Consider the following 13596-nt stretch of genomic DNA (forward strand, 5'->3'; position numbering starts at 1 on the left):
AGCTTAAGGCAAAGCTAAAAAAACCATCTTAGCTTTTTAAGAGCTCGTTGTACTTTCTGGCGTTATTAGGATCCACTTGCAAGAGTAATTTGACGGCTTCATCCCTGATTTCAAAAGGTGCACTTTTTAGGACTTTGGAAATCTCATCGGACTTTGCATCCACAAATGTGATAGTGAAAATCCCATTTGGTTGAAGCTTGTTCGCCTCTGCCACCAATCGGATTGCTTCAAGTATATTTTTATAGGCTGTTTCAGGGTTTAGTTGGATCAAATCCATACCCTGTCTATGATACAAATAATAGGCATCACGAATAGGTCCATAAATCGTGGAAACATAGATATCATTAATCAACCAATAGCGACTTCTCCGGTCTCCCTGAGTTTGTACCCAACCTGGCCTGCCGGAATTCTGAGCATTATTTACTATATCATTTGCCACCTCAAAATAAGGATTCCCTCCACGACTGGAAAAAGTATCATAATCAATCCCGAGGGCGATATGTGCATAAAATGCTAAAAGTGAACTGATGTTATTCAAAAATGTAAATCGATTGAATTCCAAAGGCTGAGATTCCAAATATTCGAAGTTCCAACTTCGGTCTGCATAATTAAGAATCAAAGACTCATAGTTGGTCCCATAGACGGGACGAACCACTTGAACCTGAACAGTCGCATTGTAAAAGCCAATTTGAGGGACATCATTTATGGTGATCAAAAGATTCCCTTTGATTCGCTCCTCCGGGCGGTATTCATCATTTGACCAAGAGCGGCCGTTAAGAAACTGCTCGAAATTGGTCTTCATCTGGTTGAAAATATCCGTATTCTGGATTCGGGATCGATCACTATTGATAATTACGGTGAAGTTTAATTCTTGGGCATGCGCTGTTTGCAACAAAAAGTAAAAGAATACCAGAAGTTTCAACTTAGTCATGTCTCTAAAATAGCTAAAATTCAACAGCTCAAATCCAAACCGGGACCTTTTTGATTTCTTCTAAAATCAACTCGGCCACTTTTACTTTTGAAATAAGTCCAGAATCAGCAAATCTACCGTCCCGATGAAAAATCTTTACTCGATTTGTGTCATGCTGAAATCCTGCCCCAACTTCATTGGCTGAATTTAGAACGATCAAATCAAAGTTTTTCTTATCCAATTTAGCTTTAGCGTGCAGTTCTTCTTTTTCAGTTTCCAATGCAAAACCTATATGGATCTGTTCTTGCTTTTTAAGCTTCCCCAATTCAAAAGCAATGTCCACATTTTTTTTAAGCAAAATGGACATTTCGGACTCGCTCTTTTTAATCTTTTCTTTCGCTATTTCAGCAGGAGCATAATCTGCTACAGCTGCCGCAAATACACAAAAATCCATCATATAATGAAGGTTTCTGGCGGCTTCGAACATTTCAGTGGCTGATTCCACCCGAGTCTGGTGAAAAGCTTCGGGATCAAGGGGAATGGAAATAGGTCCCGAAACCAAAAAAACTTCAGCCCCGCTGGATTTGAAGGCATTTGCTATTGCTAAACCCATTTTTCCTGAGGAATGATTGCTGATATACCTGACGGGATCAATCGGTTCCTGAGTAGGTCCTAGTGTAATTAGAACTTTCTTTCCAAGAAAATCTGACTTAATGCTGAAAAATTTTTCAACCTGCGATAAAATATGCTCCGGCTCCATCATTCTTCCCTGGCCAGAAAGTCCGCTGGCAAGTTCGCCGCTTTCTGCATCCAATAGGATATTTCCAAAGGATTGAACCTTTCGAAGGTTTTCTCGAACTGCAGGATGTTGATACATATCCAAATCCATGGCTGGAGCAAGCATTACCGGACAACGTGCTGAGAGATAAGTTGCTGAGAGGAGATTATCACAATGTCCATTTGCGAATTTTGCAAGGGTATTGGCACTCAAAGGGGCCACAATAAAAAGATCTGCCCAAAGCCCAAGTTCTACGTGGTTGTTCCAAGCCCCAGTTTTAGTATCGAAAAAATCTGACAAGACCAGACGCTTGGATAGGGTGGCTAAAGTAAGGGGGGTAATAAAATCAAGAGCTGAAGCACTCATAATGATTTGCACTTCAGCTCCGGACTTAATAAGCAAGCGAGTCAGATGAGCAGACTTATACGCAGCAATGCTGCCAGTCACTCCAAGTAGAATCCGCTTACCTTGAAGGTTCATAGCGATTACTCAGCTCCCTCTTCTGCGGGAAATCTGTAATACACTTTTCCTTCCATAAATTCTTCCATTGCCATGGTTGATGGTTTTGGCATACGCTCGTAAAACTTAGAGATTTCGATTTGCTCTTTGTTTTCAAACACTTCTTCCAGATTATCTACAGTAGAAGCAAACTCAGAAAGTTTGTTATTCAACTCTTCCTTAAGGTTGGTGGAGATTTGCTTGGCCCGAAGACCAACGATATGAAGGGAATCGTAGATATTCCCTGTCTTATCAGCCACTTTATCAAGGTCACGAGTTACAATAGATGGGTTAACAGCCATATTATTTTTAGTTATAAATTTCTGATTTAATTATTTTTCTCCTTTGATAATGCCTCAGAGAGTGCTTTAGCTTCTTCTGCTGCAAGTCTTTCGGCATATTCTTTTTTGAGCTTTGTGTGTGACTCAAGCTCCTTCCGGGTACTGGCTTCGAAATCTTTCACTTTACCTGAAAAGGCACTACTCGGATATTTACGATAGAATGAATTTGCGAACGAAAGTGCATCTTTTAACCTATCCTCCTTTTTGTCAAATGCTGAGTTTCTAGCGTAACCAAAACCAACCTCAACCAATTTGTAGCTAAGTTCTTCATTGCGCTTACTTTCAGGATAATCTTTTACGAAATTCTGAAAATTAACAATGCATGCTCGATAGAAATCTCCTGGAAATAGACCATCTTTCAATTTGTAATACAGTTGAGCTTCACTGTAGGCTTTGTCTTCAAACCTACCCTCGAGGTCAATCAACATTTCCATGGCTCGCTCGTAGCTGGCTGATTCCGGAAATCTGGTAACAAATTGCTGAATGGCTGCTACTGCCTCCTGACTGCTTTGCTGATCCAGATTGTAATTCGGGGCATCTAGATATAATGAATAAGCGTGAAGAAAGAGTGCTTCTTCTGCCAGAGGACTACGGTTATAAGTTCTGAAAAATGAGTTGAAATAACCTGCTGCCTCGATGTAACGCTTGATTTTAAAGTGACTGTTGGCATGATTGTATTCTGCCATTTCGGCTTTTTCAGAGCCTTTAATTACTGGAAGCACCTTCTCATAGAGAATGATCGCTTTACCATACTCCCCTTCTTGGTAATACTTGTTTGCACCATTGTATAGTTCTTCCCAGTTAGTGCTTTTTTCCAACTTGGAAAAAGGGCCACAGGAAGCGACAAATATCAGAATAAATAGAAATTGGAAGGATTTTGACAACATGCTCATTTTCAAGACCGCAAATATACGGGTAAATTGTTCGTATTCAAATGCCTGAAGTATTTAGGATTTCTTACTTCTTAACTTGTAGTTTCTTGGTTACTACATTTTTGTTGTCTACAAAAAGGGTATAGAAGTAGACGCCTGGTTGGAAATCCGTCACATTAATCACTAAGGAATTGCGATCTGGATCCAGTTCATATTCAGCTATTGGGTTTCCAATAAAGCTGTTTATACTGATTTTAGCTTTTGCTTTTGGATTAACTAATTCATAATCCAATTGGGCTATTCTGTTACTTGGATTGGGATAGATTCCACTTAATTTGATGTCTTTGTGGGTGAAATCAGGGGTAGAACCCGAAGCCACTTCATACCTAGCCTCAACGACAAAGTTTTCCCGAATATTTTCTACGTTAACAAAAAATAAGTCAAAGCTTCCTCGTGTTTCAGCGATCCCCATTTCAAATTCCATGTATAGGTCAGTGAAAATCTCCCCTGGAGCCAGTTTTATAGAAATCTTGGAAAGATCTTTTTTAGGATCAAAACATTGATCATTGAGGCAAACTTTCACTTTTTGAGAGGAGCCAACACTCCCCCTTAAATTTTTGAGAAAATAAGTTCTGTTCTGATTGGATTCATTTTGAAGAATGATGGTTTTGCGCTGTGAAGATCCTATTTCTCCTGCAAAATCAAGCACCTCACTCAAAACACGCACCTGCTGAGCACCAACCATAAGTGGCGCAAAAAACAACAGCCATGTTAAAAACTTGAATAAGGATTTCATGTAAAGCTTTAATCAATAGTCCTGAGATTGGTTTTTCTAAAATTTAATATACGTACAAAAATACTTTTTTGATTAGCAATACAATAAATTTCAGGGTTAATTGTTGTTAACCTTTCGAAAAAATTAAATGGTCCTTTTGCTAAGTTCAGAACTTCCTATTTCATCGCTGGAATCAACTGCTTTTTAATTGGGACTAAACCCGATTTTCCAAGTTTTTCCTGTATCTGAGCATCAGTTGGCATCTCAAGTTTTACATCAGGATCGTTAAATAAATTTTTTGCATCTAGATCAATTTCTACTGGTTTTCTCCAGGCATCTATTGCTTGCTTATCGGGCTTTTCTTCGATTCTCCAGTTAAAACCATCCAGTCGAGAAATCTTTTCATCGATTTTTTGAACGGGCGTAAACTTCCCATCAGGTCTGATTCCAAAATTTGCTTTTCGTATCGCCCCTTCCTCAAAAGTAAGTTTAATATTGGCACTCAAAATCCTGTTGATCCCTTGTGTAAGGGTATCTGCTTCCAAGGCAAAATACAGTGATTCCCCGTTCCCCTCTATGAAAAGTTTTTCCATTTGACCATCGAGGAAATATCCTGTCATTTCCCTCCCTTTCATTTGGTTAAAATTGAGTAATGTATCAGACATAATTGCGAAGGCTTTGTCCTTCATATAAACCCGATCCAATTCTTCGTTCACTATGAAAAACACCATTGAATCGGCAGAAATCTGGCTTTTTTGGTTCCACATCACAGGATCCTGAAACAACCGAATCGATGAGTCCGAATAATTATAAACCAATGAATCAGCTATCCCCGCAAGGTCTGTTTTAGTCAATTTAATAGATTTGAATGCAAGGAGGAATTTAGCGGTGTCAGCTTCACTATCCTGAGAAATCAAGGTGTCTGCGGTCATGAATAGGGTGTCTTTTTCAAAGTATTTCCTCACTAGCGCATTGCCATGTACTAGGCTGTATTTTCGCTCTTCCCAATATTCTCCATTATCACCATACACTTCGACCTGACGTTCCTTGTTCAGAACCCTAACATCGTCTTTTCCTTTGTAGTAAGCTTTTCCTTCGTCGTAGAACAATTCCATAGCTTTTATCCTACTTTCTTCTGTCTCCACTATGCCATCAAAAAACCGAAACTGCTTCTGTTGGGTATCGTAGAAGCTTCCTTTTTGAGCATCCAATTTGTAACCTTCTTTTGAAACAATATTGGTCAGATCCTTGGTTTCGGAAGTTTTGGGAATTGTCAAATAGACCAGATTATCCGTCTTCATGGTATAGTCCGGATTGACCAAGACTACATTCTGGCGGAAGGTAATTCGCTCCACATTTACCTCATATACTCCACGTTCGCTGGTAAGGACATTGGTAGAGTCCACCACTTTGCCATTGTTGAAATAGGTCGCTACGTTGGTCTCTCTATTGTAGTCGAGGTAATCAGTATAAAGCGTTGTGGTTTGATTGGTAAAAACAACCTTGTTTCGAAGTTTTGCGACTTTGGTATTGCCATCATATTCAGCATAGGTGCTGGTTGTGGTAATCGGGTCCTCAGTATCCTGAATTCGTACCCTACCGAAAAGCTGAGCTCTGTTTTCTGTTCTGAAAAAATATGCTGAATCACAGTAGATCAACGAGTTTTGATGCTTCATCTGTACATTGCCCAACAAACGATCAAAGCCGTTGGCTCCTCTCAGCAGATCCGCCTTGATAATCTCCAAGGTTGACGACTCCTGGGCAAAGCTTTGCCCCCAAATGGAGCAAATAAGGAAAACAAAGAATGAAGTATGGAGAAAACGGATATTCATAAGTAATCGGATGTCGGCAAAAATAGTAGAAAGCACGGTAAAACTTTATCAATGGCTAGTGGAAGGCATCGATTTTGATCTTTCTTAACACGACTTTTCTCTTCCATTTTTCTCGAAGAAAATCTTATTTTTGATCAATGCTCGATGCCTTCCAATCTCACTTAGTCACTAAAAACCTTCTCAATCATCAATCTACTTACCTGCTCGCATGCAGTGGAGGTATGGATAGCATGTGCCTAGGCAATCTATTGATTCGATTGGGCATCACTTTCCAAGTCGTCCATATTAATTTCCAACTTCGAGGCCTCGAAAGTGAAGGTGATCAAGAGTTTATTCAATCTTGGGCCAAAGAACTTGAAATCCCAATCCACATCAAACGAGCCGATACGAAGGATTTTGCGCAGCAAAAGGGAATCTCAATACAAATGGCAGCAAGAGAAATCCGATATGCCTTTTTTGAGGAAATCAGATCCCAACACCAGCTAGACGGAATAATTTTAGCACATCATGAAGATGATCAACTGGAAACGATTTTTCTGAATCTACTTAGAGGGACAGGGATCGAAGGTGTCTACGGAATGGCAGATAGAAAAGGTTGGTTGATTCGCCCACTTTTACCCTTTTCCAGAGCTGAGATACATGAATACATGAGGACAAATCAGCTGACCTGGAGAGAAGATAGTTCCAATGAGAAATCCGATTACAAAAGAAATAACCTCAGAATCAACGGACTTCCAGCTATATACGGACTCGAGCCGGATGCCCGAAAAAATCTAATTACGAGTTTCCAAAGGTTGAAAGATACAGGAAGAGCATTTACCGGGCTTTTTGAAAACTGGAAAAAAACTAACATCAGGGAAGATTCAGGTTATCAATTCCTTCCATTTTCAGCTATTCAATCTCAACCCGGGGCCTCTACTTTGCTTTACTTTTGGCTGCGTCCATACGGATTCAATTCTGACCAAGCTCAATCAATCGCAGAGGGATTAGTAAAGCCAAAGATTGGTGCTACATTCAAAAGTGCGAACTATCTGATCCATTTCGATCGAGAAGAACTTGTGCTATCAAAAATCACTGAGGAATTTTCACCTATTGTTATTTCAGAAGAAGAAGAACAGAAGCTAATACTCCCTGAAGGAGAGTACCAATTGACTATCAGGGATTTTAACAAGGAGTTGGACAAAAATCCTCTCCATGCGCAATTGGATGCATCAAGATTGAAATTTCCGCTAGAAATAAGGACCTGGCAAGAAGGGGATAAATTCATTCCTCTAGGAATGAACACTTCAAAAAAAATCTCTGACTTCCTTATTGATATAAAAATTCCATTAGCTAAGAAACAAGACATAAAAGTCTTAGTTTCAGGCAAAGAAATCGCATGGGTAGTGGGACTCAGAATTGCTGACTGGGCTAAATGTACCCCTGCAACTCAACGTATTCTGTATTTCAAAAAAATCTGATCCATGATAAATCCATTTTCAAAAACTTATGATGAGGATCAACTGGTTATGTTTGATTTTATGCAGGGAATCAAATTTTTTGAGCGACTCAGGCAAAAGGAACTCGCGCGCTTTATTCCTGCCATGCACCATCGTAAATATTTATGTAATGAGGTAGTTTTCTTCAGTAAGGATCCGAGTCAGGCATTATATCTCATTAAGAAAGGGAAGGTAAATCTGACGATTGACATTAAAGATAACTTTGAAACTATCATGGAAGTAAATCCCGGAGAGGCTTTTGGAGAAAATTCTCTTTTGGAAAATGCAAAGCGGACTTATACCGCACTGGTTACCACAGATGAGGCTGAACTGATTGTGATCCCACATTTTGCGATTCAGGAGATTTTTGACAGCAACCCAAAGATCAAAGCCAAAATGATGACCTCCTTGGCGGAATATTATAATGGAAATAATCAGAGGCTCTTCGGCTCTTATCGGGAATCATTTGGATTTTTCAGTCTCCGACAAATGTTTGAGTAAACAATTCATCACACCCTCTTTTCATTTATCAAAAATCCTGAGAGCCGGCTAAAGTATTCCTACTCTAGCTTCGATTCCTAGTGGTTGTTTAATATCTTAGCGGCGCTTTTAAGCCAGTATTCATTTATAAAATCAATAAAAATCATGAGCAAAGTAACCGTAGTAGGTGCAGGCAACGTAGGTGCAACCTGTGCCGATGTTTTAGCTTATCGCGAAATAGCTGAAGAAATTGTTTTAGTTGACATAAAGGAGGGCATCGCTGAAGGCAAAGCCCTGGACATCTGGCAAAAAGCCCCGATCAATCAATATGACAGCCGCACCATAGGCAGCACAAACGACTACAGCAAAACAGCAAATTCAGACGTCATAGTAATCACTTCCGGTCTTCCTCGCAAGCCAGGAATGACTCGTGATGACCTGATTGAGACGAATGCGGGTATAGTGAAGTCTGTGACTGAAAACGTGGTCAAACACTCTCCAAACGCAATCATTATCATGGTTTCCAACCCCTTGGATGTCATGACCTATCAGGCTCACCTTACCTCTGGATTCAGCAGAAATAAAGTGATAGGAATGGCTGGAATCCTTGATACGGCTAGATACCGGGCTTTCCTGGCAGAGGAACTCAATGTGTCCGGAAAAGAGATTCAGGCTATTTTGATGGGGGGCCATGGGGATACAATGGTTCCACTTCCCAGATATACCACAGTTGCCGGTATTCCAGTTACAGAATTGATTTCAAAAGAAAAGCTGGATGCCATTATTGAGCGCACCAAATTTGGTGGTGGAGAATTGGTCAAGCTGATGGGTACTTCTGCTTGGTATGCACCAGGATCGGCTGCGGCCCAAATGGTAGAGGCTATATTAAAAAATCAGCGTAGAGTATTCCCTGTTTGCATCAAGTTGGACGGCGAGTATGGAATCGACGATTGCTACTTAGGTGTACCGGTGATTTTGGGGAAAAATGGTGTTGAAAAAGTGCTCGAACTTGACCTCAATGCCGAGGAAAAAGCCTTGCTTGAAACTTCTAGAGGCCATGTGAAGGAAGTAATGAATGTCTTGGATAATCTGGCCAAGTAATTAAATTAACTATATAATAAGACCTAAGATTCTCCACTGAAAAACGGGGGTTCTTAGGTCTATTTTTTGTATAATGCCATCCAAATCATCCCTAGGACCTTAGTGAAAATCTGGAAAAGTCTTTTAATCCTAGCTTTAATATTCCTCGTCTCCTGGGGAGGGTTTTGGCTTTACCAGAATTATTTTTCGTCCAGAAAAATTAACAGCCTTCAACTTATTCACCCTGATGCGGTTTTTGTTTTTGAAACATACCAAGCTGATCAGACTTGGAATGAATTGGTCAAGCAACCCATATGGGATATTCTTTCCAAATTTCCTGCTTTTGCCAAAACTTCAGAAAATTTAGTCAGCCTTGATAGTCTCGCCGGATCAAATGGTGAAATCTCCCGGATTCTCCGGGGAAAACAAGTGACAGTCAGCTATCATGCATCTGGTATAGAAAGCTTTGAATTATTGTTTACTGTCAATTTCAAAGCCAAATCTCCATTGGATTTTCTGGAAGAAATCAAAAGCCGTGCACCCCATACTATTCGGATTCAAACTCGTAAATACAGTGACATAGAGATTTATGAGTTTTTTGGAAAAGACAACTCCCGCAAATGGACTGTAACCGTACTAGGAAATATTTTGCTCGCATCTGCCTCTTCCTTTATTGTTGAGGAAGCCATTAGACTTTATATCAGTGCTGACCGAAATTCACTGGCCTCCAAATTAGAAACTCATCTTGACCAGAAATCAGATATGGGGCGACTGATTTTTTCAGCTAATGGAGTTTCAAAACTTTTGGATGGCATCAGCGCCGACAGAGAAAATTTTGCCAGCAAGGAACTTGCATTGAATGAATCTCTCTTTGCATTAAACCTAACTTTTGAAGATGGCCAAATAAGCTTCAAAGGGCCTGCAATTCTCGAACAGCAAATAAATTTCACGCCTTCTCTTCGGGCAAATTATCCCGAGATTCAAAAATTAATCTCAAATAGGACTCAGGCTATTACACAAATCAATCTTGACGGAATTTTTGAGACTCAAAAACTTCAAAATGCAGCATTTTCACCAAAATCAACCATAAGTGGGGAAATTCAGAACCGCCTCACAGACCGTGGATTTCTGGACAACTTTTCTGGGGAGTTTTACTATTTAGACTTAGAAAACCTTGGTAATCAAATCAAAAACCAAGTGGTATTGGCAAAAATCCTAGATCCTGCACAGACGCTTGCATTTTTGAAGGAATTCAGAAATAATTCCGATTTGAATCAATCTGACTACTATCGGGATTCGGAAATTCTATTCTTTCCCGAAGAGGAATTCCCTGCCCACCTATTTGGGGGGAAATTCATCGGCTTCCCCCAGACCCATATCAGTATGATTGGTGATATACTCATAATGGCCAATACAGTACCTGGAATGAAAATGATTTTGGATGATTTCGCATTAGGAAATACTTGGGCTAAAGCACCGGATTACTCACCTGGGCATAGAGCGATCAATCCAGCTGCCGGGTATTCGAAAACTTTTCTCTTAGATAAAATCTGGGGAAAATGGGAAAAAAACACAAATCCTGCATGGAGCCCCTTTTTGCAAATCTATTCTTCAGTTTTTAAAACCTTCCCTTACTTAAGTTTTAGAATTAATCAAATCGGAGGCATACCCGAAGCTAGTTTGGTCCTTCCATATAATGTCACAGGTCAAGCTCCAACAATTAAAAATTCTGGCTTGAGCTTGACTCCTTCCAAAACCATAACCCTATCGGATAATATTACCTACGGACCGAAAGTCATCTTGAACTTTAATGACAAAACAGAGGACATTGTCGTCCAAGACGCCAATCATATACTTCATTTAATTAATTCCAGCGGAGAAAATGTTTATTCAGTGAAACTGTCTGGCCCAGTGGTTTCTGAGGCATTTCAAATTGATTTTTTGAAAAATGGTAAGCTTCAATTACTTCTTGCGACAGCAGAACACGTCTATGCAATTGACCGTTTGGGAAATCCGCTTGCTGGTTTCCCTGTTTCATTAAATGAACGGATCACCCATCTAAGCTTGGTAGACTATGATAATACACGGGAATACCGATATTTTTTAGCAACCGAATCTGGAAATCTTTGGCTCCTAGATCGATCAGGAAAAGAACTAGATGGATGGAACCCATTGAAGTTAGGTGAAAGGATGACCCAAGCTCCAAGACATATCCGAGTCCCTGGAAAGGGTGATTATATGGTAGCTCAATCATTGGAAGGAAAGATACATTTCTTTAATCGGCGAGGAGAAAAGCAAGCTGGCTCACCTCTTAGTCTTGGGAATAGTTTTATCGCCCCAATAAATGTGACTACTGGGAGCGGTGGAAACACCCTAAAAATATCGGCAATTTCTCAAGCGGGAGAATTGATCCATGCGAGTTTTGGAGGTGAAATCACCTATAGGACTCAGCTAATCAAAGCTGACAGAGATACCAAATTTGAATTATTGGCAGACCAATCAGGCCACTCTGAGGTGATATTGTCAAGACAATATTCAAAAACACTCATCCTTGATGAACAAGAAAAAGAATTATTTACGCTGCCGTTGGCAGGAGACAATCTGAGGTTTTCCTATTTTGATTTTGGAGCAGACAGAAGAATTCTTGCTGTTTCAGATATAGAACAGGGGTTTGGATATTTATACGACCTTAGAGGTAGGATGCTTACTACCACACCTTTGGAAAGCGAGGGGCCTATCCATATTAGCCACCAGCCGACTCGTAATCGATATAATATCCGGACTGTCAGTGGTAGTCGAATCATGGAATATCTGATGCCAGACTAAACTCCTAACTTGGCTTGACCCACAGGAATAAGTAACTTGCAGCTTCTAATCCAATAAAATTACTGATGATTAAAAGGCTTTTTCTTTCACCTCTTTTGCTTTTGCTTTTTATACATCTAGCTTATCCACAGCTTATTACGGATAAAATAGAGCTTGTAGAATTAGAAGAAGGGATCAACCTTACCTCACCATATCACACGACACTTACTTTTTTTTACAACTTGGAAAGAGGCCACTTCTTTCCTGATCGAGCTGCTAAAACATTTGACTTAAAAAGTGTAAAAGGGGATGCTGAAGATCTTACTGTGAAACTTCAGCAGATTTTTGAGGGTAAAGGAATAGTCATCCGCACTAGTGAAGTCCCTAATGACCCAGATTTTGCAGATTCTACTCTAAATTCGGAGCAGAAATTCTACTTTGACCGGATAAAACTCCCAGCAATTTTTTTAGAAAAAAAAGGTAATCAATGGAAATTTTCTGCCTTTTCGGTGTCTCAAATTGAGAACCTACACCGAGAAACGTATCCTTACGGAACAGATCGACTTCTGAATATCCTACCAAAAATAGGAACCAGAGAATATCTAGGACTTCAACTTTGGCAATTAGTCGGAATTACTTTTCTGATTTTCCTGACATTTCTGGCTCATTTAGTATTCACTTTTCTTGTTGATAAAGGCCTGATTTATGGCCTGGACCGACTAGGATATGGCTACATCGGAGAAAACTACCTGCTTCCAGTTGCCAAAATCACCAGTATTTACTTAATAGTTCTGTTGCTTTCGTTTCTGATCAGGATTTTGCAATTGCCAGTGGAGATTTATGCCTGGATTATTCCAGTCTTTGATACATTGAAGCCTTTTTTGATCACGGTGATTTTCTATAAAATCGTCGATGTGGTAGCCGCATATTTTGCCAGTCTTGCAGCAAAAACAGAATCCACCTTAGATGATCAATTGGTACCATTGATTAGAAAAACGCTCAAAGGATTGGTGATTTTGGTGGGTACATTATTCGTGCTCAGAGATGGATTAAATTTTGATATCATTCCGTTTTTGACTGGGATTTCTATTGGAGGCGTGGCAATTGCTTTGGCCGCTCAGGATACAATCAAAAACTTTTTTGGCTCTATCATGATCTTCATTGATAAGCCTTTTCAGGTGGGTGATTGGGTGACTTCCGGTGAAATAGATGGAACTGTCGAAGAGGTTGGATTCAGATCTACCCGAATCCGAACGTTCAGAAATTCGGTCATGTATGTCCCCAATGGAAAAATCGCCGATGCCGTAGTGGATAATCATGGACTAAGACAGTACCGAAGGTTTTTCACAACCCTGACCATCACTTATGACACTCCGCCAGAATTGATCGAAGCCTTTGTTAAAGGCCTACATGAGATTGTTTTGGCACATCCAAATACCAGAAAAGATTACTTCAACATCTTTTTCAATAACCTGTCTGCTTATAGCCAGGATGTGATGTTCTACATTTTCTTCGAAGTGCCGACTTGGCCTGAAGAACTCAAATCTAGACATGAAATCTTGATCCAAATCGTCAAATTGGCCAATGTTTTGGGAGTTCGATTTGCTTTCCCCACTCAGACACTTCATATGGATTCTTTTCCTGAAAAAACCGGTCTCACGCCTTCTTATCCTGGAGAGCAAGAATATACAGCACGCCTGGGAAACTTTGTTCGATCAGAATTAGGTCAGAAAAACTCCTAACGGCT

11 protein-coding genes are annotated in these 13596 nt (G+C 40.0%); 5 read left to right on the forward strand and 6 right to left on the reverse strand.

Translation table 11 applies throughout. From position 1 onward, the window contains the following. Window positions 1-28: 28 nt before the first annotated feature. The 6 genes from ACK4HU_RS10655 to ACK4HU_RS10680 form a co-directional block, all read right to left on the reverse strand. Entirely contained in the window at window positions 29-931 is a 903-nt protein-coding gene (locus tag ACK4HU_RS10655; RefSeq protein ID WP_409806594.1) for a DUF4835 family protein, read from the reverse strand. Window positions 932-959: 28 nt separating this feature from the next. Then, window positions 960-2168 (reverse strand): bifunctional phosphopantothenoylcysteine decarboxylase/phosphopantothenate--cysteine ligase CoaBC, encoded by a 1209-nt coding sequence (gene coaBC / locus ACK4HU_RS10660; protein ID WP_409806596.1) that lies wholly within the window; start codon window positions 2166-2168, stop codon window positions 960-962. A gap of 5 nt (window positions 2169-2173) precedes the next feature. Continuing rightward, on the reverse strand, window positions 2174-2488 hold the full coding sequence (locus tag ACK4HU_RS10665; RefSeq protein ID WP_409806597.1) for a DNA-directed RNA polymerase subunit omega: 315 nt from the start codon (window positions 2486-2488) through the stop codon (window positions 2174-2176). Between the two features lie 26 nt (window positions 2489-2514). Continuing rightward, window positions 2515-3420 (reverse strand): outer membrane protein assembly factor BamD, encoded by a 906-nt coding sequence (locus ACK4HU_RS10670; protein ID WP_409806599.1) that lies wholly within the window; start codon window positions 3418-3420, stop codon window positions 2515-2517. Window positions 3421-3484: 64 nt separating this feature from the next. Continuing rightward, window positions 3485-4195, reverse strand: a complete 711-nt coding sequence (locus ACK4HU_RS10675; RefSeq protein WP_409806601.1) for a T9SS type A sorting domain-containing protein — start codon at window positions 4193-4195, stop codon at window positions 3485-3487. 155 nt (window positions 4196-4350) lie between these two features. Continuing rightward, window positions 4351-6006, reverse strand: a complete 1656-nt coding sequence (locus ACK4HU_RS10680) for an OstA-like protein (RefSeq protein WP_409806603.1) — start codon at window positions 6004-6006, stop codon at window positions 4351-4353. Between the two features lie 137 nt (window positions 6007-6143). On the opposite strand from ACK4HU_RS10680, the gene tilS reads away from it, so the two are divergent. From tilS to ACK4HU_RS10705, 5 genes are all read left to right on the forward strand, one after another. After that, the gene (tilS, locus tag ACK4HU_RS10685; protein WP_409806605.1) at window positions 6144-7466 is read left to right on the forward strand and encodes a tRNA lysidine(34) synthetase TilS; all 1323 of its coding nucleotides are present in this window, start codon (window positions 6144-6146) and stop codon (window positions 7464-7466) included. A gap of 3 nt (window positions 7467-7469) precedes the next feature. After that, window positions 7470-7985 (forward strand): Crp/Fnr family transcriptional regulator, encoded by a 516-nt coding sequence (locus ACK4HU_RS10690; protein WP_409806607.1) that lies wholly within the window; start codon window positions 7470-7472, stop codon window positions 7983-7985. 144 nt (window positions 7986-8129) lie between these two features. After that, window positions 8130-9065, forward strand: coding sequence for a malate dehydrogenase (gene mdh, locus ACK4HU_RS10695; protein WP_409806609.1), 936 nt, complete (start codon window positions 8130-8132; stop codon window positions 9063-9065). A 102-nt stretch (window positions 9066-9167) separates the two neighbouring features. Beyond that, the gene (locus tag ACK4HU_RS10700) at window positions 9168-11870 is read left to right on the forward strand and encodes a hypothetical protein (protein ID WP_409806611.1); all 2703 of its coding nucleotides are present in this window, start codon (window positions 9168-9170) and stop codon (window positions 11868-11870) included. A gap of 65 nt (window positions 11871-11935) precedes the next feature. Continuing rightward, window positions 11936-13591 (forward strand): mechanosensitive ion channel family protein, encoded by a 1656-nt coding sequence (locus tag ACK4HU_RS10705; protein WP_409806613.1) that lies wholly within the window; start codon window positions 11936-11938, stop codon window positions 13589-13591. The last annotated feature ends 5 nt before the right edge of the window (window positions 13592-13596 follow it).

Origin of the sequence: Algoriphagus sp., from assembly GCF_046296635.1 — a bacterium.
GTDB lineage: Bacteria > Bacteroidota > Bacteroidia > Cytophagales > Cyclobacteriaceae > Algoriphagus.